The organism is Neobacillus sp. Fa239, from assembly GCF_055395235.1.
Map to the genome: position 1 here is coordinate 3039943 of NZ_AP041611.1, position 26194 is coordinate 3066136.

General features: G+C 37.9%; 25 protein-coding genes and 1 pseudogene. 7 read left to right on the forward strand and 19 right to left on the reverse strand.

Features of this window, described 5'->3' with window-relative positions; genetic code table 11:
- The first annotated feature begins 112 nt into the window (after positions 1–112).
- Positions 113–1321 (forward strand): multidrug efflux MFS transporter, encoded by a 1209-nt coding sequence (locus ACZ5XR_RS14725; protein ID WP_464497034.1) that lies wholly within the window; start codon positions 113–115, stop codon positions 1319–1321.
- A gap of 386 nt (positions 1322–1707) precedes the next feature.
- On the opposite strand, the gene ACZ5XR_RS14730 is transcribed toward ACZ5XR_RS14725, so the two are convergent.
- Entirely contained in the window at positions 1708–2739 is a 1032-nt protein-coding gene (locus ACZ5XR_RS14730; protein WP_464497035.1) for a 3-deoxy-7-phosphoheptulonate synthase, read from the reverse strand.
- Positions 2740–3046: 307 nt separating this feature from the next.
- Positions 3047–3199, reverse strand: coding sequence for a hypothetical protein (locus ACZ5XR_RS14735; RefSeq protein ID WP_464497036.1), 153 nt, complete (start codon positions 3197–3199; stop codon positions 3047–3049).
- 411 nt (positions 3200–3610) lie between these two features.
- On the opposite strand from ACZ5XR_RS14735, the gene ACZ5XR_RS14740 reads away from it, so the two are divergent.
- Positions 3611–3778, forward strand: a complete 168-nt coding sequence (locus ACZ5XR_RS14740; protein WP_464497037.1) for a hypothetical protein — start codon at positions 3611–3613, stop codon at positions 3776–3778.
- Positions 3779–4220: 442 nt separating this feature from the next.
- On the opposite strand, the gene ACZ5XR_RS14745 is transcribed toward ACZ5XR_RS14740, so the two are convergent.
- From ACZ5XR_RS14745 to ACZ5XR_RS14760, 4 genes are all read right to left on the reverse strand, one after another.
- Complete coding sequence (locus tag ACZ5XR_RS14745) at positions 4221–4766, reverse strand: response regulator (RefSeq protein WP_464497038.1); 546 nt, start codon at positions 4764–4766, stop codon at positions 4221–4223.
- An 81-nt stretch (positions 4767–4847) separates the two neighbouring features.
- Positions 4848–5879, reverse strand: a complete 1032-nt coding sequence (desA, locus tag ACZ5XR_RS14750) for a Delta(5) desaturase DesA (protein ID WP_464502329.1) — start codon at positions 5877–5879, stop codon at positions 4848–4850.
- A 598-nt stretch (positions 5880–6477) separates the two neighbouring features.
- Positions 6478–6750, reverse strand: coding sequence for an HU family DNA-binding protein (locus ACZ5XR_RS14755; RefSeq protein WP_464497039.1), 273 nt, complete (start codon positions 6748–6750; stop codon positions 6478–6480).
- 103 nt (positions 6751–6853) lie between these two features.
- Positions 6854–8065 (reverse strand): class I SAM-dependent rRNA methyltransferase, encoded by a 1212-nt coding sequence (locus ACZ5XR_RS14760; RefSeq protein ID WP_464497040.1) that lies wholly within the window; start codon positions 8063–8065, stop codon positions 6854–6856.
- Positions 8066–8388: 323 nt separating this feature from the next.
- Here ACZ5XR_RS14760 and ACZ5XR_RS14765 point away from each other — a divergent pair, with 323 nt between their 5' ends.
- The gene (locus ACZ5XR_RS14765; protein ID WP_464497041.1) at positions 8389–8838 is read left to right on the forward strand and encodes a S1 domain-containing RNA-binding protein; all 450 of its coding nucleotides are present in this window, start codon (positions 8389–8391) and stop codon (positions 8836–8838) included.
- A gap of 408 nt (positions 8839–9246) precedes the next feature.
- Here ACZ5XR_RS14765 and ACZ5XR_RS14770 read toward each other — a convergent pair whose 3' ends face one another.
- From ACZ5XR_RS14770 to ACZ5XR_RS14800, 7 genes are all read right to left on the reverse strand, one after another.
- Positions 9247–10260, reverse strand: coding sequence for an ABC transporter substrate-binding protein (locus tag ACZ5XR_RS14770; RefSeq protein ID WP_464497042.1), 1014 nt, complete (start codon positions 10258–10260; stop codon positions 9247–9249).
- A 21-nt stretch (positions 10261–10281) separates the two neighbouring features.
- A complete protein-coding gene (locus tag ACZ5XR_RS14775; protein WP_464497043.1) occupies positions 10282–10623 on the reverse strand; it encodes a 4Fe-4S dicluster domain-containing protein in 342 nt (113 codons plus the stop codon).
- 2 nt (positions 10624–10625) lie between these two features.
- Complete coding sequence (locus tag ACZ5XR_RS14780) at positions 10626–12242, reverse strand: FAD-dependent oxidoreductase (RefSeq protein WP_464497044.1); 1617 nt, start codon at positions 12240–12242, stop codon at positions 10626–10628.
- 30 nt (positions 12243–12272) lie between these two features.
- A complete protein-coding gene (locus tag ACZ5XR_RS14785) occupies positions 12273–13037 on the reverse strand; it encodes an ATP-binding cassette domain-containing protein (protein WP_464497045.1) in 765 nt (254 codons plus the stop codon).
- A gap of 33 nt (positions 13038–13070) precedes the next feature.
- Positions 13071–13850 carry an aliphatic sulfonate ABC transporter permease SsuC gene (ssuC, locus tag ACZ5XR_RS14790; RefSeq protein WP_464497046.1) on the reverse strand — a complete coding sequence of 260 codons (780 nt, stop codon included), beginning with the start codon at positions 13848–13850 and terminating at the stop codon, positions 13071–13073.
- Positions 13851–14162: 312 nt separating this feature from the next.
- A complete protein-coding gene (locus ACZ5XR_RS14795; RefSeq protein ID WP_464497047.1) occupies positions 14163–14498 on the reverse strand; it encodes a hypothetical protein in 336 nt (111 codons plus the stop codon).
- A 473-nt stretch (positions 14499–14971) separates the two neighbouring features.
- Positions 14972–15877: an NAD(P)/FAD-dependent oxidoreductase gene (locus ACZ5XR_RS14800; protein WP_464497048.1), complete on the reverse strand. Its 906-nt coding sequence runs from the start codon at positions 15875–15877 to the stop codon at positions 14972–14974.
- 514 nt (positions 15878–16391) lie between these two features.
- Here ACZ5XR_RS14800 and ACZ5XR_RS14805 point away from each other — a divergent pair.
- Complete coding sequence (locus ACZ5XR_RS14805) at positions 16392–16991, forward strand: Pycsar system effector family protein (RefSeq protein ID WP_464497049.1); 600 nt, start codon at positions 16392–16394, stop codon at positions 16989–16991.
- A gap of 75 nt (positions 16992–17066) precedes the next feature.
- Here the strand turns inward: ACZ5XR_RS14805 and ACZ5XR_RS14810 are convergent, their stop codons facing one another.
- On the reverse strand, positions 17067–17390 hold the full coding sequence (locus ACZ5XR_RS14810) for a hypothetical protein (protein ID WP_464497050.1): 324 nt from the start codon (positions 17388–17390) through the stop codon (positions 17067–17069).
- 224 nt (positions 17391–17614) lie between these two features.
- On the opposite strand from ACZ5XR_RS14810, the gene ACZ5XR_RS14815 reads away from it, so the two are divergent.
- Entirely contained in the window at positions 17615–19666 is a 2052-nt protein-coding gene (locus ACZ5XR_RS14815) for a S9 family peptidase (RefSeq protein ID WP_464497051.1), read from the forward strand.
- A gap of 149 nt (positions 19667–19815) precedes the next feature.
- On the opposite strand, the gene ACZ5XR_RS14820 is transcribed toward ACZ5XR_RS14815, so the two are convergent.
- Positions 19816–20571, reverse strand: a complete 756-nt coding sequence (locus ACZ5XR_RS14820; protein WP_464497052.1) for a class I SAM-dependent methyltransferase — start codon at positions 20569–20571, stop codon at positions 19816–19818.
- Between the two features lie 144 nt (positions 20572–20715).
- Here ACZ5XR_RS14820 and ACZ5XR_RS14825 point away from each other — a divergent pair, with 144 nt between their 5' ends.
- Complete coding sequence (locus ACZ5XR_RS14825) at positions 20716–21729, forward strand: phosphotransferase (RefSeq protein ID WP_464497053.1); 1014 nt, start codon at positions 20716–20718, stop codon at positions 21727–21729.
- Positions 21730–21971: 242 nt separating this feature from the next.
- Positions 21972–23159, forward strand: coding sequence for an aminotransferase-like domain-containing protein (locus tag ACZ5XR_RS14830; protein WP_464497054.1), 1188 nt, complete (start codon positions 21972–21974; stop codon positions 23157–23159).
- A gap of 34 nt (positions 23160–23193) precedes the next feature.
- Here the strand turns inward: ACZ5XR_RS14830 and ACZ5XR_RS14835 are convergent, their stop codons facing one another.
- From ACZ5XR_RS14835 to ACZ5XR_RS14850, 4 genes and pseudogenes are all read right to left on the reverse strand, one after another.
- A complete protein-coding gene (locus tag ACZ5XR_RS14835) occupies positions 23194–23418 on the reverse strand; it encodes a hypothetical protein (RefSeq protein ID WP_464497055.1) in 225 nt (74 codons plus the stop codon).
- A 614-nt stretch (positions 23419–24032) separates the two neighbouring features.
- A complete protein-coding gene (locus ACZ5XR_RS14840) occupies positions 24033–24557 on the reverse strand; it encodes a type 1 glutamine amidotransferase domain-containing protein (protein WP_464497056.1) in 525 nt (174 codons plus the stop codon).
- 267 nt (positions 24558–24824) lie between these two features.
- A pseudogene (locus tag ACZ5XR_RS14845) lies at positions 24825–25046 on the reverse strand (ROK family protein); the annotation flags it as partial.
- A gap of 49 nt (positions 25047–25095) precedes the next feature.
- A complete protein-coding gene (locus ACZ5XR_RS14850; RefSeq protein ID WP_464497057.1) occupies positions 25096–26187 on the reverse strand; it encodes a PTS fructose transporter subunit IIC in 1092 nt (363 codons plus the stop codon).
- Positions 26188–26194: the final 7 nt, after the last annotated feature.

The following is a 26194-nucleotide window of genomic DNA, read 5'->3' on the forward strand; positions in this document are numbered from 1 at the left end:
TAAGCAAATAGTAATATATATATTAGTCGTTATCAATTATTTGGAGTATGATTATGGATATAAATTATTTTGGAAGTCGAAATAAATTCTAAATAAAATGAAAGGTGTTTATATGGAGAATTGGAAAAGAAATTTATTTGTTTGTTGGTTCGGTTCATTTGTGACGGCCGCTGGGATGAGTCAAATATCCCCCATGCTTCCTTTGTATATTGATCAGCTAGGATTACACGCAACTTCAGATATTGAAAAATGGTCTGGATTGATTTTTGGTTCCACCTTTTTAATCTCAGCCATTGTTTCGCCTATATGGGGAAGACTTGCAGATAAAAAGGGCAGAAAACTCATGTTACTCCGTGCAAGCCTTGGAATGGCCATTGTCGTTTTTATGATGGCATTTGTACAAAACGTTTATGAATTGCTCGCATTACGGATGTTAATGGGTGCCGTTTCCGGTTACATTTCTGCTTCGGTTACATTAGTTGCTACACAAACACCGAGGAAAAATTCAGGCTGGGCACTCGGTACACTTTCAACAGGCTCCGTCAGTGGCGGACTTCTAGGTCCTTTAATGGGAGGGTTTATTACAGAATTCTCAGGAATTCGAAGCTGTTTTGTTGTAACAAGTGTGTTATTGTTAATCGCCTTCTTTGCCGTTCTATTTTTGATAAAAGAAGAATTTACACCTGTTCATAAAACACCGTTAGCCTTTAGCCAAGTTTGGAAGCTCGTTCCTGATACGAGATTGCTACTTTCATTGTTTGCTAGCACATTTATTTTGCAAATTGCCAATATGTCCATTCAGCCATTAATTACTGTTTATGTAAAAGAATTATCACCACATGCAACCCATTTATCGATGATAGCGGGAATGGTAGTGGCTGCTGCCGGTTTAGCGAATGTAATCGCTGCTCCACGATTAGGTAAGCTTGCTGACCGGATTGGTTCAAGAAAAATTTTGATCGGAGCACTTATTGCTGCAGGAATTATCTTTATTCCACAAGCATTTGTAAAAACACCATGGGAACTCATGGGACTGCGCTTCTGTCTTGGACTTGCGACAGCTGGATTATTGCCATCAATTAACAACCTTGTCCGAAAAAGTGCACCAGATGAAATTGTTGGTCGTATTTTCGGGTATAATCAATCTGCACAGTACATTGGTACTCTTGGAGGATCTGTATTAGGCGGACAAATGGCAGCATTCTTTGGCATTCATTATGTGTTCTTCACTACAAGTGCTTTATTACTGCTAAATGCATTATGGGTTTACAGCATTAATCATATAGGAATTAGAAGAAGGACCATGTCACATAGTCATTAAGAAGCACACTGAGATTTCAGTGTGTTTCTTCTTTTTGTTCTTTTTTAAAATTGGAGAATTACTGATTTCTAATGTTCTTTCTTTAATATACAATTCATAAGAAATTGTGCCTCCAACGATCAAAATCGGACCAAATATTAGTATTATTGCCCAAGAAGGGCAACTCAATTTGGCTCGTTTTTTAATACGTTTAAAAACGAAAAAAAACCCCGCTGGTTTTTAGCGGGATTTATTATTTAGTATAATAATTCGAAATATTCACTTCATTTCTCCACCACCGCTTACAGGTAAATAGCTTCCTGTAATGTAGGCACTATCCTCACTTGCATAAAAAGCTATTGCTTTTTTTCTCCTTTGATTTAGTGAGATTTATATGGAATTATTTGTTATTTAGTTTCTGTATTATAAATTTCATGAATAAGTTCTTTTGTCCTTTCCCATCCAAGACAAGGATCTGTAATTGATTTACCAAATACTACTGGTTCGTCTTGACGTCCTTCTTCAAGATAAGATTCAATCATAAATCCACGAACATATTGCTTAATTTTTTCATTCCATTCACGATTAATCAAAGTTTGACGAACGATTCGAATTTGTTCTAAATATTGTTTACCAGAGTTATCATGATTCGTATCAATTAAGATAAAAGGATTTTTAAGATGCATTTTTTCGTAGATTTTAATTGCGTCTAGTAAATTATCTGTATAGTAATTCGGTATATTTTTTCCGTTTTCATTTAACCCTCCACGTAAAATTGCATGAGCTAGAGGGTTACCATCAGTTTCTACTTCAGCGTGATTAAATAGAAAATTTTGTGCATTTTGTGCAGCATAGATACCATTAAACATTACGTTCAAATTACCTGAAGTTGGATTTTTCATGCCTGTTGGTACATCAATACCACTTGCAACAAATCGATGTTGTTGATCTTCTACACTTCGTGCCCCAACTGCGATGTAGCTTACAAAATCATCAATCAAAGGAAGATTTTCCGGATATAGCATTTCATCTGCTGTTGTCAAACCAGTCTCAGTAATCACTTTATAATGTAATTCACGAACTGCCTTGATACCGTTAATCAAGTTAGGTTTACCTTGTGAATCTGGCTGATGAATTAAGCCTTTATATCCATCACCATTGGTACGAGGTTTAGCCGTATATACCCTCATTACAATAAAAATCTTATCCTTAACTTCCTCTTGTAATTTTGCTAAGCGACGAGCATATTCAAGAACAGCTTCCTCATTATCAGATGAACAAGGACCAATTACCAAAAGCAAGCGATCATCTTCCCCATTAATAATTGCTTTAAGTTCATAATCACGTTCTTCTTTAAGTTTTAACGCTTCTCCTGATAATTTGCAAAGCTCTTTAATTTCATTAATATTGATTTTAGGGCTTATTTCTCTAAATGTCATAATGGTAAAACTCCTTTTTTATTTATACGCCTCAAAAAGTTTTTATAATATTTAACTAGACATTATACAGGGTATCTACGACCTTGACAATTTTTAAACTTCTTCACCCCTTAATTTTATTGCCGCAAAAAACTAATTTCCTCCCGACTCCATCATTCTCCTGAATTCCCAGTTTCCTCCATTATATAACAGCATAGAAAAACGCTCACGGGGGAACCAGGAGCGCTTTGCAAAGAAGTGATTGAAACCTATGAGTTAGAATGGATAATTGTATATTATAAAATGGTGCCAGATGCATTTAACCCGATTAATCATGCTCAGGTGAAGCAGCTGGATCCCCTATTTGTGAAAGGGTATCCTCATAAGCAATCAATGTTACACCCAATTGATTTTCAAACTGTTTGAGCTGCTGCATCTGTTCATCTGATAAATTAGCCACTTTAAAATCATTTTTTGCCATATTCCCACCTCCCATTTACAGCATATTATTTACCATTTAAGCACAAACTTATTATGTGTAATTTTTGGAAGTCCTTTTGTGATTGGAACAACAAGTATTTCCTCGTTTTCTTCTGTTCTCTTTTTCTCTTTTTCTCTTATTCTCTTTTCTATCGTTTTTCCTATATCAGTTGCACACGTAATGTAAATATAACTAAACTAATTTTAGTAACCATCTTCCTTAGTAAAACACAACGTTTCTTCCTGATCACACATAAATACGATCATATCAGCAGAATAGAAAAATCTTTTTTAAGCTAAAAGCTAGATATTATTAAGAAGTTCTGCCAAGCTTATATAATATGTATACATTAAAGAAAATAAGTAATCGTTTATTATTTAATTATTTTGGATTCTAGAAAGGGTGAGAAGTATGAGGGAAAGTCTTTTTACTATTGGGGAAAAAGTAAAAATTAAAGCCTCCGGTGAATCAGTAACAATCTATAAATGTCAGTATGTTAAAAACATGAAAAGGTACTCTTACATTGTTAATGAATATCTAAATACCTTTTTCTTTGAAGAAGAATTAATTAAAGAATAATAACAATTAATCGTCATTAACTTACAGTAAAGATAAATTTCCTATTTACCGCCTTTAAATTGACTCCAATTAGTCTCAAAAATACATATAAAAAAAATAATGAGAAGTTATCCCTCGATTTAAACAAATAAAATTTAAAAAGAGGGATCCTCCTACTAGATATATTATAATTAGGAAATTTCGTAATTGTATGTTGCACTAATTTTACTATTTATAGAGTTACTCTAGTCATAACAAATGCCAAGTACTCTATGGTTTTTCTATTTCCAAACATTCCAAACAAACAGTGATCCCCATCCCTTTCGTAATAAAACAAAAACTCCTTCCTACAATAGAAAAAGAGTTCAAAAAAACATATATTTTATTACAGCTTAGATTTCTATCTTCTTAAGTAAGTTCGTTAGATAGGGTTTACTTCTTCATGAAAACATCAAAACTATTTTTATCCGGTCGGGAGCTTTATTTTATCCATGATGGTTGAAATATAATGTCTGACTACTCCATAGGTGTTTCTTTGCTGGTAAGAGATTTTATTTTTGATTATCCTACCTGCAAACTGCTTTAATCCTTCCGTTTCCCGTTCGTAATTACTGGATTCAGGGTCCATTAGTTCGTTCGCGTAAATTCTGTTTCCATCCATAATGCTGCGAATCGAGCAGGCCAACTCATCGCTTGGGCTGTCCTTTAATAAAAAACCTCTTACATCTGCTTTTAGTGCACGCTCAAAATAACCTGCCCTTGCGAAGGTTGTTAAAATGATTACTTTGCCTTCAAATAGATGTAAAGCTTCAGCCACCTCAAGTCCGCTCTTTTCAGGCATCTCTATATCCATAATACAAATATCGGGCTTCAATCGACGAACAAGAGTAAGGGCCTCCTCTCCATTACTGGCTTTCCCGACCACTTCCATATCCTCTTCCAAATTAAGGAGGGAACCAATTGCCTCTAACAACATTCCCTGATCCTCGGCAATGACAATTCGAATCATCCTATTTGTCTCCTTATCTGTCAGCTGTTTTTCAAGCAGAAACTCCCCTTAAAATAAGAGGAGTCATCCATAAATGGTAGGTTATAGTTCCGGTTTTACTTGAACAGAAACACTGCTTTTTGCTAAACCTTTGATCGCTTTAAAGCTCACAAAGTTCTTGCTTTCCTCATCCCAAAGGCGGAAGCGGAGTGATTTCAAACTTGTAGAAAGGGTGATTGTTGGTACGTTTTGTAAAGGAAGTGTATGATTGTGTGCCTCCTCCAATTTATAGTTTGGAACCCTTGGACTTAAATGGTGAACATGATGGTAGCCAATATTCCCGGTAAGAAATTGAATAAATTTAGGAAGCTTATAAAAAGAACTTCCCTCCACTGCTGCTTTTACATATTCCCAGTCATGATTTCCTTCAAAATAAGAATCTTCAAAAGTGTGCTGTACATAAAACAACCAAATGCCCGCTGAACCTGATAGCATAAAAATCGTTCCTTGTACTAAAAGAAACGCCTGCCATCCGACTGCCCAGCAGAGGAATCCTGCTAAAGCAACAATCAATATATTCGTCAAATAGGTGTTCATACGTTCCTTTTTTCTTGCACCTTTTCGGTTAAATCTATTTTTAAGCAGGAAAACATAAATTGGACCTAATCCAAACATAACAAAAGGATTGCGATAGAAACGATAGGCTATACGTAGTCTAAGTGGTGCTGTCACATATTCATCCACTGTAAGTGTCCAAATATCTCCTGTTCCCCGCTTATCTAAGTTACCACTTGTAGCGTGATGTACAGCATGCTCATATCCCCATTGATCAAACGGGAAAATGGTTAAAACCCCCATAACGGTCCCAACTATTCGATTGGCACGGCGGCTTTTAAAGAAGGAATGGTGGGTACAATCATGAAAAATAATGAAGATCCTAGTCAAAAACCCAGCTGCTATCACAGAAGGAACGAATGATAGCCAATAAGAAACAGATAAACTTTTGTAAGCAAGATACCATAAGAGTAAAAATGGCACGACCGTGTTGATGAGCTGCCACACGCTTTCCTTCGTCGTTGATTTTTCATAAGGAGCAACTTGTTTTTTTAAATTCGTTGTATTTTTTAAGGTCATTTTATTCAAATTCCCTTCCTGTATATTGTTGAATTTTATTATAGTGGAATAAAAATCACCTTGTAAGTAACAGGTGTCAGGGTTAGAGTATGATAAATGTCATATACAAGTTGGTCCAAAGAAATAATCCGTAAACTTCAAGCCAATTCTATATGTTACTTTTTAAAATTTGAAAAAAAGAAAATTTGTCTGGCACTATTCAATTACTATGAACCATATTCAGATCATGCATATGATTTTTCTTGGAGAGACTTTCCAATTTAGCTTATGGTGAAGTATAGAACTTCAATTTTTCTCAAAAGACTTGTGTGGTAATAAATGGACGAAAAAAAGAGCAGTTAATAACTACTAACTACTCTTCTATCAGGGTTCCTTATTCTTTATGCTAATGATCTAGTTAGTTGTTGGTCTCTTCCTTGGGTTAAACCAATCCTTCAACTTGTTTTTCAAGTAATCCTCTAAAAAAATACGTTTTTTTCTTTTATTATCACGGTTTTTCATGGGAAATCATCACCCCAATTTACTGAATAGAGTGGTACCCTTAATATACCTCAGAAAAAGACTCGAAAGAATTTCCCTGTAGACAATACAGACGAACTTATTTAACTGCTTCTTTTAATTCCTTGCCAGGTTTAAAAGCTGGAACCTTAGAAGCAGGAATCTGAATTTCTTCCCCTGTTTGTGGGTTACGGCCTGTGCGAGCAGCGCGCTCACGTACTTCGAATGTCCCGAATCCAATTAACTGGATTTTCTCTTCCTTAGCAAGTGCACTAGAGATGGTTTCAATCAACGCATCCACAGCTTTTGCGGCATCATTCTTGGTTAACTCCGCTTGAGTCGCAACCGTATTTACTAATTCTGTTTTATTCATATTCAAACACCTCGTCTTTTTTTAATGGCTATTATGTAGAGATTAAAGCATATCATATATGTTATAAATTTCCTAAAAATCTTTCTCATAATAAAAATTGATTTCATTTGCCTTTTTCTAATGGCAAAATTTTTATAAACACAACCTTAAGATAGTTACCTTCTGGGAATTCTTTTAATGATTTAAAATCATTTGGAAGGGAGAATTCATCAACTAGTTGATATGTTCTGTTTATTTCTTTAAATGCCTGATCAATAAAACTTTTAAATTTAATCATATTAAAAGAGCTTGAATTAGTGGACGCTACAAGGATTCCCTGATCTTTTGTAATAGCAATGGCTTCCTTTAAAAGATTTTTGTAGTCCTTTTCCACACTAAATACCATCTTTTTTGACCTTGCGAAGCTTGGGGGATCGAGGATGATCATATCAAACCTTAGTTGTTTTTTTACCGCATATTTAAAGTAATTGAATACATCTTCAACAATGATATCCTGTGATTCAATATCTATACCGTTCAAACGAAACTGCTCAATGGTCTTGCTTAAACTTCTATTTGCTACATCCACACTTGTCGTTTTAATTGAGCCTCCTAAGGCAGCAACCACTGAAAAAGCTCCTGTGTAGGAAAAGGTGTTCAGTACATTCATTCCGTCCGCATAAGCATCCCGAATTTTTCTTCTTACATCTCTTTGATCTAAAAATACACCCACCATTGCACTTTCATTTAAGTAAACAGCAAAGTTTACTCCATTTTCTTTCACGATAATCGGAAATGTTCCTCTTTCTCCTGTTACAAAATCATCCTCTTCAATATATTTTCCGCTGACATCAAATCTTTTCTTATGATAAATGGCTTTATACTTAGTCAATTCTTTTAGCGCATTTATTATATAATCCCGAAAGTGGTAAATTCCTTTGCTGTACCAGTTGATTAAATAGTAGCCATCAAAATATTCAATGGTCAATCCGCCCAAACCATCGCCTTCGCCATTCACTATTCTGAAGGCATTAGTATCTGTGCTATTATAAAACGGCTTTCTATACTTGATTGCATCCCTTATTTTGTTCCGAAAAAACCTTTGGTCGATTTGTTCATTCTCGCTTCTGCTAAGAACCCATCCATAACCTTTATTTTGTTTGCCAAAATAGCCTTTTGCTATGAATTTATTTTTTTCATCAACAAGCCGGATTATGGTTCCTTCTTCGGCAGCTTCGTTCAAGTTAAGTATTGCTTCCTTTGATATGAGCGGATAACCGCTTTTATATTTATTTACAAACTTGCCCTTTACCTCAAAAGTGACTTCTTTTTTCATCTTGTTATCCTATCAAAAATTATTTTATCGCCTTTTAACAGCTGCTAATATAGCTAAAATTGCGAATTGAGTAAGGCCACATTTAGTTTATATTTATCCCTTTTTTAATGGTATAGACAATTTTCGGATCATTTATCCAATAAATTACACTTCTTAAAAATTTATCTAGAACCGAAATGAACTAAGTGAATTTTAAACAGTCATAGTCAATAACTGGCCTTTTACCCAACATTCAAACTGAAATGCTCCAGTGGATATTATTTTCTTCGAAAATTTGTTATAATGAAGTGTTATTACCATTATTGAGGAGGAACGTTATTTTTATGTCAGTAGAAGTTGGCAGCAAGGTACAAGGTAAAGTAACAGGCATCACTAATTTTGGAGCATTCGTAGAATTACCGGATGGATCAACAGGTCTTGTTCATATCAGTGAGGTTGCAGATAGCTATGTAAAAGATGTGAATGACCATCTCAAAGTGGGCGACCAGGTTGAAGTAAAAGTGATTAGTACGAAAGACGGAAAAACTTCTTTGTCCATCAAAAAAGCGATAGATAAACCCGAAGGACAAAATCCTTCTTATACAAAACGCCCACCGCGCCCAGGAAGATCTGATAATCGTTCCAAAGATTTTCGTCCAAAAGGCAATTTTAAGCCAAAGGAAAGTTTTGAAGATAAAATGGCTCGTTTTTTAAAGACGAGTGAAGAGAATTTATCTACCCTAAAAAAGCACACTGGAGCAAAACAGGGCGGTAGAGGCGGAAGACGAGGATAACTTGTTGCGATTTTTAATGCTTCATTATATAGATAAAGGCAAGCCTGTAATTGGCTTGCCTTCTTATTTGAAACTCAATCTGAGTTTGAGAAAGAATCCAAAAACTTGCACAGCAAGGGTTTTTCTGTTCTATCTGTTATAATTGTTGATCTTTCCTTACAATCTTTTTATTAGCCCAGTGTAGCGAGCCTGCTTCACTGTGAGGATGACAATTGGAAGAGAACTTTTTATATTCCTCTTCCAATTCTGTTAATGAAAATTTCAAAAGCTCCTCTTATCTCGTAAATACGCCAAAGGTTAGCAGGATATTGATTAATGCTTTCCGTCTCTGTTCCACAGCGTTCCGAAGTATTTTACTCAAACAACCAGCCTCCCATTTTAGTTTGCGAGGAATAGTGAAGATGAAAACTATTTGGCAATCCAATCGTCGAGATTAAAGTCCTGTTTAGCAAATCCACCTTCAACTAAAAACTTTTTTGTACTATTTAATAGTTTTAGTCCTTCATTAGATAACCCTTCAGATTTTAAATTACTAAGCGGTAACGAATCTTTCATGACATCGATTGGGTAACCCACCTCTTGAGATTGAAATTGATAAAAACTGTCGGGCCTTTTTAAAATATCCTGTAATGATTGTTGGCGGGCTTCATTCCATATTTTTGGTAAGTCTAGATACTTAGCTAAAAAATCTACCGATATGACGGTAACACTGCTTCCGAGTAAGTTTGGATGATCTTTAGCCTCATCGATCACAGGATATCCTTTTGACTTCATCAGTGGCCCGGAGTTTGTCGGAAATGCATAGGCGGCAATATCATTCCTGTCTAATGCAGCTTCTGCATCACTAGAGGCCATATTGACAATCTTTACGTCCTTATCTAAGCCTTTTTCTTTAAGTAAACCGACAAGGAACCGATACATATAGGATCCCAACTGTGTGGCTACTGTCTTTCCCTTTAATTGTTCAATTGATTTTACTCCATTTTTTGGAGTAATTAACCAGACGTTATTGTTAATGGACGTTTGACTAATTAGCTTTGTTTTCAGTCCATTTGCTTTTCCTACTATGGCTGGAGTATCTCCTAAAATACCAATATCTAAATCTCCTGCCGCAATGGCCTCATTTAATGGAGGTCCATTTGGAAAGGCATGAAACTCATAATTTTCTATCCCGATCTTTTTCAATTTTTCCTGGATAATTTTATTGTGAATCATCCATCCTTCCACACCGGTGGGAATATTATCTTTAGATGCTCCAACGTAGCCAATCCTTAATGTTTTGGGCGGAGAGCTTGCACTTTGTTTGCCTGCTGTTGCTGCGTTTGAGTTGGTATTGCTAGAGCACCCCGCAGTGATGATCAAAAAGATAGATGTTAGGAATACAGCCATTCCTTTTAAGATTAATTTTTTCCGCAAATTCATGAATAATCCTCCTGCTTTACTTTAATGTCCTGGCATTTTACTCATTAAATGAAACATTTTATATGAAGCATCGGATGAAGCACTTGAAACCCTTCCTTTCCCCCAGCCAAGCTCTCTACGATAACTGCCCAGAAGCCCTCTTTGAACTATCTCATCCTCATTTATGGTTACTTCCTCCACATGAGGAGATACATACATCGCATCTACCGGGCAGTAGACTTCACACATAAAACAGGTTTGGCAGTCATCCTTCCGAGCAATAACAGGGACTTTCCCCTTCTCTCCGTCAAATACTCCAGTTGGGCACACTGACACACATAAACCACAACTTATACATTTCGACTCACTAATCAATTCAATCATCTTTATACTCCTTTCGCTTGATGCAAGTGTTTGTCCGGATTGACCCAGATATCATCTAGTCCACCTGTTAAAATTCTGTAGTGATAATCAGGATTTTGTTCCATATAATCTAAGCGTTTATGCATCCCTCGTGTCTCTTTCCTCTCTAGAGCAGAAGAATACATCCAACGTGCCGTGGCAGTCATTGCAGCAGTTTCCCTTGCCCTAACGATGTTGGCTTCAGTTGCCAAAACTCCCAGCCTAATTTCCTCCCAGATTTCATCAAGACGCTTTAGTGATGATTGTAATATTTTTTCGTGTCTAAAAAGATTAATTTCAGTCGGCGTCACTTCTGAAAGCACGCTTTCTGTAATCTCCTGCAAAACGGATTGTTTTTTATCATTTTTGTTTAACCGGGGATCGATCGCCGTGCTGGAAATCCCTTTTACATTACGTTTTGTTGAATGTGCTCCAAGTTGAAGTGCATATTCCCCAGCTGCCTCGCCAGCCCAAGAACCTGAAGACATAGCCCAGGCCGCATTATGACTGCCACCACCGGTAAATCCGCCACAAATAAATTCCCTTGTTGCCGCATCGCCTGCTGCATAAAGGCCTGGCACACGCGTTTCGCAATTCTCATTAATAAGATGAATACCACCTGTTCCGCGAACCGTTCCTTCCAATCTCAAGGTAACCGGGAATCGCTCGGTAAAGGGATTGATCCCCAACCGGTCAAAGGGAAGGAAAAAGTTCGGCTGTGCTTTGCGCATCCATTTCTGCATGTCCTCATCCGCTTTATCCAGTCTTGCATAAACCGGCTGGGACTGCAGGGTCTTGGCTATCACCGATCGGCCTCTTTGTGAGCCTGCCCCTTCAATAATCGAACCGTCTTCATAATAAAAGGAAGCCCATGTGTAAAAGGCCGTTTTAGTGACCGATGAAAATGCAGGCGCAATGGCATAAGCGTTTGAAAATTCCATGCCGGACAAATGAGCACCCGCTTCAGCGGCCAGTAAATAGCCATCACCCGTTAGGACGTTGGTACCCAATGCTTTGCTTAGGAAGGCACATCCCCCTGAAGCAATTACGACGGCTCCGGACCTGACTGACCAACGTTCTCCCGTTGTACTAAAAACTCCTGATGCCCCACCAACGCCATTTGCATCGACAAGGAGCTCGAGCGCCGGGCTATGGTCCCAAATCGTCACGCCTGCTTTCTTCACTTGTTTTCGCATTAACCGCATATATTCAGGTCCCTGCAAACTCCTGCGATGCTTATTTCCGTTATCGCCGATAGGAAACGGATACCCCCATGCATCCAGTTGATTCATGTTGTTATAGGTCCTATTCAACACATTTTTCATCCATTTCCGATCAGCTAAATACCCTCCCAGTGCTTCCCTGCTTTTCATCGCAGCCTCTTGCTCCTCCGGGGTTGGATTGACATACCAAACTCCTGTTCCTGACGGGGCTGTCGCGCCACTTGTTCCACAATATCCCTTATCAACAAGAATGACTTTTGCGCCCTTTGAAGCTGCAATTATAGCTGCCCAAGTCCCTGCTGGGCCTCCCCCAATCACTAATACATCGGTCTCCGCTTCCCGTACATCCTGCTGGTGCTTATTTAAAAATTGGTTCATTACTACTCCCTCCTTCTACCTCTGAAAAAATTAGATCGTACGAACTTTAGGAAGTGACTCATGCAACTCTTGCACCCCCATAACACGATCCAGGATCAACCTCTCAAAATGAACAAACTTGCTATCCTTTATCCGGGGACGATCCAGGGTAATGGCAACATCCATGGATACCCTTCCCTCTTCTATCAAAATGACCCTGTCTGCTAACGAAACGGCCTCACTAACATCATGTGTAACCAGGATCGTCGTGAATTTTTGCTCCAGCCACAATTTTTCCATCAATTGTTGCATTTCAATTCTTGTGAGTGCATCTAAGGCGCCGAGTGGTTCATCCAATAGCAGCAGGCGTGGTTCCCCTGCTAGGGCACGGGCCAATGCGACGCGCTGCCGTTGGCCGCCAGAAAGAACAATTGGCCAATCGCCGGCGCGGTCTCCCAGGCCAACTAATGCCAAAGCGGATCGGGCTTCTTCTATAGATCGGTTTTTAGTACCAATTTGAACATTATTAAGCACCTTTTTCCAAGGGAGTAAGCGGGCATCCTGGAACATCACTCTGGAATCCGTACGATTCCGTTTCACGGGTTCTTGATCCGCCAGAACGACGCCATTACTAACCGTTTCAAGCCCTGAAATCAACCGAAGCAATGTGCTTTTCCCGCATCCGCTCCTACCCACAATAGCGATAAACTCACCTGGTTGAATCGAAAGATTCACCTCCTTCAATACCTTTTTTTCGCCAAATGACTTCTCCACCCGTGTCAGCTCCAGTTTTAACCCAGCCTGATTGCCTGCCATTCTTGTTCACTCCCATTCATAAAAATTGAAATGTTAGCTCTTTTGTACATTGCTATAATTGGGATGCCACTGGAGCCATTGCTTCTCCAAGAACTTGGCAATCAAATCGGATAGTTTTCCAAGTAGTGCATAGAGTAAAATGCTAACGACCACCACATCCATATGCATGAACTCCCTTGCATTCATTGCCATGTAGCCAATACCAGAATCTGCTGATATTGTTTCGGCCACAATCAGAGATAACCACATAATTCCTAATGCATACCGAAGGCCCACTAATATGGACGGTAACGCACCAGGAAGAATAACCTGCTTAACGACGTTGAATCGATTGAGCCCATATACTTTCGCCATTTCGATTAGTCCCTTATCCACCGATCGTATTCCATGAAAAGTATTTAAATAAATCGGAAAAGCAACACCAAGTGCAACTAAAAACAATTTGGAAGCTTCCCCGATTCCAAACCACAAAATCACGATGGGAATCAGGGCAAGGTGAGGAATCGTCCTTACCATTTGGATTGAACTATCCAACAGGATCTCTGAAGTTTTTGATAATCCGTTCATCATTCCAACGGCAAAACCGATGCTACCGCCAATGGCAAATCCAATAATGGCCCTTTTTGCACTGATCCCAATGTTTTCCCATAAAACACCTTCTTTGCTTAATTGATAAAATGACTTCAATACCTGAAGGGGAGTAGGTAAAATATTTTGGCCAATTAAACCATTCTGCCCAAATGCTTGCCACAACACAAGGATGATAATGGGGGCACACCAAGATAACCACCTTTGACCAACGAATCGCTTCAACAAAATCAGCTCCTTTTTTGTAATTTGAATTAAAGAAAAAAGAGACTTCTCGATGGAGCCAAAAAGGCGAGAGAAGTCTCTATTCGTATAGACGACTTTTATTGCAATAAAAAAGGAAACACAAATTTATCTGTGTTTCCAGTTGTCTGGTTAACCATTTATTTGATTGTATTTTTTAATTCCAACTAAACTTATGTGATTACTTAATAGGATTTTACCTACCTAAGACAAATTAGTCAAGTAATATTTTTTGAAATTTTAGAACACTCCTCATATAGTTGCGTTCAAGGGAACAATTAAAATTTTGAAGCATCAGCTTTTAGCTTCTATAAATTTGATAAATTTAGTAAGTTGATTGATTAACCCCCCATTTCCAAAGCGAATAAATTTTTGTTCTTCAGCCTTTAAGCCTGCTTCTCTAACAAACTTTAAAAATGATAAAATATACATTCTTCGAAAGATTACTTCGTTTATTCCATATTCATAAAACCATTGATCAATCGTATTATAAACACCCCGATTTACACTAAATTGCTCATTGCACCAGTAAAAAAAATGCAAATCAGGCAAATTTAGATAAGTATTCCGCATTAAAGAATCTCTTTTTTCCCCATTTATATTCTTTGGGCAGAATTCGATTCGTGCCATAAATAATCCCCTCTCCTTATTTTTGGTACCAATCTCTTTTTTGATTTAGTGTAAAATCTAAACACATCAATCAATCTAAGCCAAATCATGGATCTCTTCTATTGACTCTGAGTATTGTCAACAAAAAAGACTCCTAGAACCTCACATAGTGAGAGTCAGGAGCCTTCGGTAGTCCAATCAGCCAGATTTTTTAGTTCATTTAAGACAAGCATGCGATACTTTATATTCAAACTTATCCAACTTGTTTACTTGGAATTAAACTTATTAACTACAATATAAATTCTGTGGAAGATGTTGTCAATGCAATTTTTTAAAAAAATAGTTTTTTTAAAAAAACCAACTTGAAACATTGGAATAGTTAAGTATATGATTACATTAGTCATAATTGCTGATTGGTCAACCAAAAGCACCTAACCTCTAATTTTTATTATTTTTAAGGGATAGGTGCTTTTTTTGTATAAAAAATTAAATCCTCAAACTTCTCTTTCATCCATTAAACTCTTATGTATCCAAATAGCTGCCGCAGAACCGTCTCCCATCGCTATTGTCACTTGTTCAGAATGAGCAACCACATCACCTGCTGCCCATACGTTAGGTATATTGGTCATTTTGGTTCGCGAGTTGACTACAATATGCTGATTTTCAAGAAGTTCTACCCCTAATTGCTTCGCAAGGTTCGACTTCACATCATTCCCTCCGAATGCAATAAAGCCGCGTTCACCCATAATTTTCTTTCCACTTTGCAGGATAAACCCTTGTAGATAAGAATTTTCTGCCATGACCTTTTGGATGGTCTCTTCAACATAATGAATCCGATGAACCTTAAGTTCGTTTAATAGGTTTTCTGATATCTCCTTCTGTTCATGATTGATATAGATAAGATCTTGTGTCCAGTAAGAAAGGGTTAGGGCCATCTTAGCTCCTACATTTCCCGCGCCAATCACAATCGTCCTTTTATTCTTCACTTCATAGCCATCACAATCTGGACAAACATAAACGCTCATACCTAGACATTGTAGAAGCTCAGGAAATGCAGGTATCCTGTCCATTACACCGGTAGCCAATAACAAACGCTTTGATACATATTGGGAACTGTTTTTTACCGTGAGCTGAAATCCCTTTCCAATCTTTTCAGCACTGTCAACAACTTCGGATTTAAACTCTACTCCAAGCTTTTCTGCTTGCCTTTTTCCAATCTGACGAAGTTCTTCCCCACTAATACCATTTGGCCAACCTAATATATTATGATAACTCTTACATAATGTAGATCGCCCATGATTTGAATCCATGACAAGAACTTTATGTTTATATCTGCCCAATTGGATAGCTGCTTGAAGACCAGCAATACCGCCACCTACAATAATACAATCATAATTCACAGGTAGATCCCCTTTCTTTGACCCTTTACATTGAAAGGATTTTCAACCTTAATTTCCACTTTTTATCTTATAGTAAAGTGCATTGCCTATTTTTTCGCTATCTTTCTTTCTATAAAGTGTCCTGAATGATTTAAAAATACAACTAACAATGACAATGTTTAAAATATGAAATAAAGCCTGCATTTAGAGTATGTGTTTTTTCTTCCAATATTACAGTACCGCGATGTATAATATTGGTAGGATTTTGTCGAACTTTAAATAGAAATGGAGGTAATTGTATTCAATCAAATTATTAACCATATGAATTCCAAAAAAGCCGGAATAGGCTTGATCGCATTTTAAATGGAAGTTTTGCTTACCAAGAAATAGACAGCATACCAGCCAGGGATCTTACCTTTAACAATGGAAATTTTGTAAAATGCTGTGCCTTATTTGTTGATAGTAGGAACTCTTCCAAAAATAAAAAAACAACATCTATCTTGACAAACTTTGACAAGATTTTTAAGAGGGATTTATGACAACCAATAACGAAGGAAAAAATTACAATGGACTTGATAATGAAGAAGTCTTACAGACATTAGAAAGAATCAATTTTTGGATACATAATTGTGATACCAAAATATCTTTTGCTTTAGCTTTTGCAGGGGTTATAGTAGCAGGATTTTTCTCGAGTAGTATAATTACTAATTCACTTACCAAATTAGTGAAAAATACAATAAAAATTCATACCCTAACCAGGTGGTGGGAAATTACAGGGTTACTTACTTCAATATTAGTCCTAATCATTTTTTTAATTTGTATGATTACTGCAATAGTATATCTTTTTATGGGACTAAAGGGTTCAATAGATACTTCTCTTTATAAGGAAAAGGAGCTATCAACCGATTCATTATTATATTATGGCTCAATAGCAAATCAAACATTTCAATCATATAAACATAAGGCAATTACAAATACGGGTGGTCAAATATACAATGATTATTTATCACAAGTTTATATAAATTCAAAGCTTTGTAAGAAAAAATTTCTTTTTTTAAATAAAGGGGTTAAATATTTAATTTCCTCAATCGGCTTATTTGTATTATTAAATATCCTTTTTTTGTTTATCAAATAAGCTTGCGCTGTTTTACGATTCTAAAGGCAAAAAGGAAATATCAACAATAAAAGCAGCCGTTTTCGGCTGCTCTCCTTAGAATGCTTTTTTATTTAATTTTAACAAACCTCCCATGAATCCTTTCTTATCCTTAAGGTTTACAGGCTTGTTCACATCCACTATTTCAAATTCTACATTATTATAAGATTCTTCAAGTTTCCCCTGTTCATTTAATTTTGCTGCGTCCAAATTATCGTTGCTTATAGATTCCTTTACTACATTTAACTCTTCAAGCATACCTTTTAAAAAATAAAATTCATGCATGTCATTTATATTTTCTACTCCTCTTTGTTTTACAAAATGGATCCTTTCATCCATACAATTAATGATATGTTCTAACCGATTAATAACAATACTCATACTCATCACCCCACTAATCATGATAATGAGATTATTCTATATTTATAAAGATAAATCCTTTGATTTAAATTGTCTTTTATTGTCTAATAAAAAATTTTCCTCTTTTAAAAGCAAAAATCTGTTTTCTTGGAGGGGCATTTTTATTGTCTTAAAGCTGTCGAAATAAAAAAAGGAATTCACTGATCATCTCACGAAACTAATACCTATAACGAAAGGAGGATCTTATGAAACCACCTGTAGCAAAACGAATCCCCCATCCCCATAAATTGCATGGTGATGTCCGCAAAGACGACTATTATTGGCTGAAGGATCGCACCAATCCGGAGGTCATTCATTATCTAGAGGAAGAAAATCGTTATTACGATGAAGTCATGCGCCCATTGGAGGAACAAACCGAACTAATTTATCAGAGCATGGTTGACCGTGTTCCCGATTCTGAGGTGAAAGTGCCGGTGCAGCATGGACCATTTTTCTACTATTCCCTTTTGGACAAAAACAAGCAATATCCAATCTATGCACGTAAGCAGGCTTCAAACCGCGAGCTTCTGCCAAAAGCGACGGAGGAAGTGGTACTTGATCTGAACAATTTGGCCGTAGAGGGTGAATATTTAAGCGTAACAGAGCAGCGTATAAGTACCGATCATAACCGTCTCGCTTATTTGGAGAATCGGGATGGCACGGACCGATATACCATTTATGTAAAGGACCTGAAGACGGGTGAACTGCTGCCCGACCAAATTCCGGATGTCTTTTTATATGGCAGTATGGAATGGAGCCGGTGCGGTGAATATATTTTTTACATTACCGTTGATGAGAATCAACGTCCATACCGATTGTGGAGACACCGTTTGGGCAGTGACGTGGGTCGTGATGAACTGATCTTTGAAGAAAAAGACATTACGTTTACATTAGGTGTAGAGAAATCGCAAAGCGGGAAATTTATTTTTGTACAGTCAGAGTCGAAAACGACGAGTGAGATTCGCCTGCTAGATGCAGATTCCCCGTTATCCCCTTTGCAGCTACTGGATGTACGGCGTGACGGGATAGAATATGATGTCGAGCATTGGGGAGATGACCTGCTCATCCTGACAAATGAAGGGGCACCCAACTTTCAGTTGCTCCGTTGTCCTCTCGATAACCTTAATTCGCGTGTGAAAGTCGTTGAATATAGGGAGAATCGCTATCTTCAAGCCATGTACCCGTTTCGAGATACGTTACTTATCTTTGGCAGGGAGAACGGGTTGACGCAAATCTGGGTATTGCAAGGCGGTAAGTTGGAGCGAATTGAATGGGATGAGCCCCTCTATTCAGTGGCGATTTTATCCGATCAAAGCTATGAGTCAGCGGAGGTTTTAATTCAATATGAATCCTTGCTCACTCCCAAAACAACTTACACGCTGAATCCGCATTCCTTCGAGAAGCATCGTTTGCAAATTGCTCCAGTCAGCGGGGAATATGACCCTTCCCTCTTTCGTCAAGAGCAATTGTGGGCAGTAGCTGAGGATGGAGTCAAAGTGCCAATGACCGTCGTCTATCGGGAAGGAGCGCTCAAGAATGGGCCTGCGCCGTTGATTCTGCATGGGTATGGATCGTATGGAGCAAACAGCGATCCTCATTTTGACCCGTATCGTCTGCCGCTCTTGGAGAAAGGAATTGTATTTGTCACGGCGCAAGTGCGTGGCGGTTCCGAAATGGGACGGAGTTGGTATGAAGACGGAAAAATGCGGAATAAACGAAACACATTCACAGATTTTATAGCTGCAGCGAAATATCTTATTGAGCAAGTCTACACTACCTCAAGTAAAATGGCGGCCCGCGGAGGAAGTGCGGGAGGCTTGCTCGTGGGCGCAGTAGCCAACATGGCCGGTGAGCTATTTCAGGTCATCGTTCCGGCAGTACCGTTCGTCGATGTAGTCACGACGATGCTCGATGCCACGATTCCCCTTACCACCCTCGAATGGGACGAATGGGGAAATCCTCAAGATCGAGAAGACTATTTCTATATGAAGTCATATAGCCCATACGACAATGTAGAAACGAAAGACTATCCGCATCTGTATGTCACAACCGGTCTGAACGATCCGCGGGTTGCTTATTGGGAACCGGCCAAGTGGGTTGCGAACTTAAGAGCCGTAAAAACCGATGACCACATCCTTGTGCTTAAAACGAACATGGGTGCCGGCCACTTCGGCGCATCGGGCCGTTTCAACCACTTAAAGGAAGCCGCTGCCTGCTATGCATTCATTCTTGATAAGCTAGGTATCACTACAGAATAAAAAATTCAAACCCCCGGTAATCGGGGGTTTTTAGGTTGTCGAGAAACCCGCTAACATCCAAATCGTACGGTGTGTAAAAATTCAATAACGTCTGTACTCCCCTCCCCTAAAATCTTGTTCTTGCCTTAACTTCCTCCTCAAAAGGCCGATTACACTTTACCCAAATAGCTTCTTGTAATATTGGGAATCACTATTTTCCCATTATGGCTATATTTTTCAAATAAATTCGATAATGCTGTAATAAAGGGATTATACTCCTTATCAGTCTTTTTAGGGGAATAGGAAGCGGATAAGTATCTACCCAAGAATCCAGTTAAATTATATGGCAAGTCATTGCGAAAGTACTTAAGATCATACTTTCCATCTTTAAAAAATTGCTGAAATGCAATCGGAGTTTCCTCTATCCCGCCGCTAAAACCTTTAAAATTGAGGCAATACTTTTGGCAAACATCAGCACTTTCCTTGTTTAAATCGCTTGACCCATCCCGGCTATTCCATATAAGGGCAACTTTAGCATCCTTTTTCAAAATCCGTTGACATTCCAATCTAAACTGCTCCATGTCAAACCAATGAAATGCTTGTGCGACTGTTATCAAATCTAGACTATGATCCTGTATCGTTGTGTTTTCAGCCGTGGCCTTAACCGAAATAAATCGAGAATCATGCTTCAAAGTTTGTTCCGCTACTGCTCTCATATCATCATTTGGCTCCACTCCGATTAGAGTAAAACCCCTTTCAAGAAGCTGCCTGCTTAATATTCCAGTTCCCGAGCCAATATCCGCAATCATACAATCCTTATTTAAATCAGCTTCAGAAATTAAATATTCAATATATTCAAGGGGGTAGCTGGGACGATATTTTTCATATATCTCAGCCTTGTCTGTGAATTTATCTGTTGATTTCATCAAGCCACCTTCTCTCCCTGTTTCCAAATGGATTACTTACCCTATTTTACCATCTATTCTCAGAGCTTATTAATGATTTAAAAATACTTTCTTCTTATTCCTATCCGTGATAGACTTCTTTTAAAAAAAAGGATTTTTTGATAAATGAAAAAACATATTTCATATAGTGAAGAAATTGTACCTTTATACTTCCCAATGGAGAACTGGGAGATGGTCCCCGGACCAAGTGGAGAAAACAATACAACCCTATTTATTCATGCAAACAATGAGAAATACGTTCTGAGAATTTACGAAACCCATCAAGATGAAGACAAGGTAAACTATGAACATGCTGTCTTACTAGCTTTAATCGAACGGCCCCTTTCCTTTTCCACTCCAGTACCAATGAGTACAAAAGATGGGCTAACCATTGTCAAAACTCAATCAGGATTTCTTGCAGGTTTGTTTCGATTTATCGATGGGAGGAATCCTGCCCTAGCGGACTTCAATCAAATCTATTCCTTTGGTCAGGCGGTAGGGCAACTTACTGCAGAACTTGCCGAGGTCCGTGTAAATCAACTGCCCGTATATAGTCCCTATTATGATATGGATCATACACATCCAAAATGTTCTTTGAATCAAATGAAAGATTTTTCCCTCCATCCACCAGAGGATTTTGTGGAGTTAACTCAAGAATTATCCATTATCTACAAACAACTAGTTTCATTTCAAGACAGTGTTCCCTTATTAAAAAGGCTTCCTCACCAGCTCGTACATGGAGATTTAAATGCTTCCAACATTCTTACGAGTCAGGACGGTAAGATTTCCGCCATACTTGATTTTGAATTTGTTACACATGATTTAAGAGTGATGGAGGTTGCGGTTGCTGTTTCCGATTTTATTGTTGATGAAGAGAATGAGTCCATTATTTTAAAAAAAATTACTGCGTTCCTAACGGGATATGCCAGCAGGATTCAGCTGACAGAAGGAGAAATTCATGCCCTTCCTCTTCTGATCCAGCTACGAAGTTTAGATGTGTTTATCCATTTTCTCGGCCGTTATTGGGATGGGGTTGACGCTATTGAAACGGCTAAGAAGTATATACGTAAGGCTGTACAAAGAATATTATGGATTTTTATACATCAAGATCAGTTCATCAAATTCTGTGAAAATAGTTAAGATTTTAACCAAATGGGTCTTCTTTTCTGCCACACATTGAAAATCCTTAGTTTTATTATCCATAATCAACCTGCTAAAGGACTGTCGACGCCCCCAAAAGGGATGTATCTTTTTCTGATTTTTCAAAACATTAGGACGAAATTCTTGCGTAACACGATAGTTTCCTTTACTATTAAGATTATAAATTTAATTATTTTAATATAAGAAGGTTTACGAACTTTAAAAAAAGGAAGCGAATATCATTGAATTACTCATTTGCATCTCACACCGAAAACTTTGAATCTTCTGCTGTCAGAGATATTCTTAAGGTAACACAGCAGGGGCATGTTATTTCATTTGCAGGAGGATTACCTGCAGAAGATATTTTCCCGATTGAGGATGTAAAAATTGCCTATGAAAAGGTTTTTGCATCAGGAAATTCATCATTGCAATACGGCTTAACTGAAGGGTTTATCCCACTGCGTGAAGCCATTCAGGCTAGAATGAGTCTGAAGGGGATTTCATCCAATCTTGATAACATATTATTGACAACTGGATCGCAACAGGTGATTGATCTGTTTTCACGGATCATGCTTTCAACAGGAGATGTAGTGTTAACAGAAGATCCAACCTATCTGGCAGCCTTACAGGTTTTCCGTTCCTATGGGGCAAAGGTAGTGGCAGTTAGCAGTGATGAACATGGGATGGACCCAGAGGATTTAAAACAAAAGATTGTTAACTTCAAGCCGAAATTCATTTATGTTATTCCGACTTTTGCCAATCCTGATGGAAAGGTGTGGAGTTATGAAAGACGGCAAGCATTGTTGGATTTGTGTTATGAACATCATGTCCTGGTGCTAGAGGATGACCCATACGGAGATATCCAATTTCACCCGGAGGAGCATTACCAACCCATTGCTTCCTTAGATAAGCAAAATAGCCATGTCATTTATACAAGTACTTTTTCAAAGTCAGTGGTTCCAGCTTTAAGAACCGGTTGGGTCACAGGACCTCTTGAAGTTATTCAAATGATGGGTAAAGTAAAGCAAATGAATGATTTACATTCAAGCAGCATCGATCAGCAGGCGCTTTACTATTTGCTCCGGGATTTTAATCTAAATGCCCATATCGAAAAAATCAGAAGTGAATATTATTTACGAATGTCAATTATGCGGGATTATCTGAACAAACTAGAGCCTGGATTGTTTACGTGGAGGGAGCCGAAAGGCGGTATGTTCATGTGGTTAGAGGGAGCTCACCAGTTGAACACAACTGAATTACTTCATAAAGCAGTAGAAAAAGGTGTTGCCTTTGTTCCTGGAGCACCTTTCTATGTCAATCAGCCAAAACATAACACGTTCCGTTTAAACTTTAGCCACTCTGCACCTGATAAGTTAAAGCTTGGCATGGATCGCTTAGTTGATGTTCTGTTAAATCCAGTAATTGTATAAATCAATCAAGGCGTATGAGCACTTCATACGCCTTTTATTTTGTTGTTTTTCTTTTTCTTGAGGCTTTGTTAAATTTTAATGTTGATAATTGGGTTAAAATTGAAGGAAACCTAATAGTATACCTCCTCGGAAGCATGTGTCGAACAGTTTTTTTTATCCCAGGAAGATTAGCCACTTCATGAAATCTAGGCCTCCAAGTACTAGAAACCATTCCCCTACCTTTTACTGTTGTTGGATGAAGACCCTTTTCATTCAACATAAAATCAGCCACCGAAGAAACACCCCAAGTGTCATTTGCTCCCTTGATAAGTCCTTTTCTAGATAATCCAGTAGCTATTTAGAGTGTATCTCATATTCTTCAATAATACGGGGTGCTAAACCATCTGACTGTTTAGACCACATAAACCGCTTAAACATCTCACACATTGTAGAGCTTTCAGTCACCGTTCTAGTTGTTCAACTCTGATATGTTTTCTTGCACTTTTACGCATATAAAAAACCTCCAAATATAATAATTTGAAGGCTCTGAACACACACAGTTTCATACTTCCGTACTCACATAGTATCGTTAAAATGAACAAAAGACTGTGGAGGTAAGAAATTATGTAAATGATTGAAAATCCTATTTTGACGGGACTGCCTAGGAATCGAACCTAGCAGAGACGACACTCGCCTCTCAAGCAAGTTTTTTAAGACTGGACTTGTCTATGATGAATTTATTCGAGTTTTTTAGACAGGTTAATCACCGTCAAATCAACTTAAAATGAGTTTTAGGAAGGTATGGGACACTAGCATTTTCTAAATAAATCATTAGTTTTAATGTCATATCCATTAGTAAAATTATATCTTACACTTTATCTTCAAGAAAATATATTACTTCTGTTCTAAAATACGGATAAATTCCCTCATATAATCAGGAAGATCCGGCGGACGGCGGCTAGATACGAGGTGACCATCTGTGACTACAGGCTCATCAAACCAAATTGCTCCTGCATTTTCCATATCATCGCGTATTCCAGGTGTACTTGTGACCTTTTTTCCATTAAGAATCTTTGCAGAAATGAGCACCCAACCAGCATGACAAATTTGGCCAATTACTTTTTCCCTTGCATTCATTTCTTGAATCAAGGAAAGTACTTCTTGAAAACGGCGGATTTTATCCGGAGCCCATCCTCCTGGTACTAAAATAGCATCATACTCGTCAGCTTTAACATCGCCATAAGCGTATTCTGATTGGGCAGGTACTCCATATTTCCCCTTATATACTTCGCCGGCCTTTTCTCCTGCAATATGAACGATAGCTCCTTCCTCACGAAGTCTGTGAAACGGATACCAAAACTCTAAGTCTTCAAAATCTTGATGCACGAGGCCGATAACTTTCTTTCCTTGTAATCGCATGTAATCAATTTCCCTTCTGAATTAATTAGAATTAATAATCTGATAATGCTTACTCACTATAAATTATGGATTGTAATGTATTATTTACATTTCTTCCCGTAATAGTAGAAAAAATATAGCAGATACTCTGTAAAACTAAATTTTTTGAAGAATATTTTCTTATTGGCAATACATGTTAACCCTATATATCCGGTAACGGTAAAAGCGGTGATCGAACGAATCAAGTATGTAAAACTATCAATTCACAACCCACATCAATGGCAAATTCTCTAAATCCCATATTTCCTTGTGCTCTATTAAGTTGATCCCCTTTTCATTCCAACGTTCCTCGATTGCTGGACCTGCCGCCAAACCTTCCAAGCAATCAGAATGATACGGACATCTTCCTTCATAATCGTCATCAGGATGGCGTTTCACAAGTATATGACCCATTTCAGGATGTGACCATCCTTGCAGCTGTTTTCCCTGAACAACCGCACCTGCTCCAACCAGGAATATATCTTTTTATAGGACGCAAACTTTCCAATTGAATTAAAAATTATGAAATCCTTATATCAGATAAGTCAATTTCTTCTTCTTCTTCCTCATTTGAATTTTCTTCTTCGTCATCTATGGGTTCCTTTTTCCACAAAAACAACATTACTCCCGTAAAAAGAGAACCAATTAATAAAGCAATAATAAATAGTAATGGATGATTCATTGCAGGAACGATAAACATTCCTCCTGACGGCACCGGCGAACCAACCCCCCACATCATCGAAAATCCTCCGCCAACAGCTGCACCTAATGTACACGAAGCAACAACACGTAATAAATCAACAGCAGCAATTGGAATGACACCTTCCGTGATCATGCAGATGCCCATAGGAAATGCAATTTTAATATTATCCTCTTCTTTTTTCGTATATTTCTTCATTCGAAAAGCTTTAGACAAAATCCACGAGATTGTAACACCGAACGGAGGAACCATGGATGCTAGTATTTTTACTGCTTCTGGTTCTTTAATTCCTTGAAGTAATAAACCATCTGCAAATATTGACGCCACTTTGTTTACTGGCCCACCGAAGTCAAAAGCAGCCATTCCACCTAAAATTGCTCCAAAGATGAATCTCATAGATCCTTGCATACTTTTTAAGAAAGAAGTCAACCAATCAGTTGCCCAAACAATCGGACGTCCTATGACAAAAAACATTAACAAACCAACAACCAAACTAGAAATTAACGGGATTATCATCATGGGCATTAAACCTTGAGCCCATTTTGACACCTTCAAATTATTTTTGAGAAATGCAACACAGTATCCTACTACAAAACCACCCAACATACCGCCAAGAAAACCTGCGCCTATAGCATTTGCAATTAAACCCATTAAAAGGCCCGGTGCGATACCTGGACGGTCAGCAATTGAGTAAGCAATCGCTGCAGAAATGACAGGTGCTAACAAGCCCATTCCTAAAACGCCAAGGGAAAGGATTGCAGACGGTATTGAAAAACTTTGTTGATAGTTTTGAATAATCGATCCGCCTGTTAAATTTCCGATTGCAATCAACAGTCCTGAAGCAACAACTAAAGGTAACATATATGAAATAGCAGTTAATGCATGTTTTTTAACTTGCAACTGTTTTAACATAATAGCC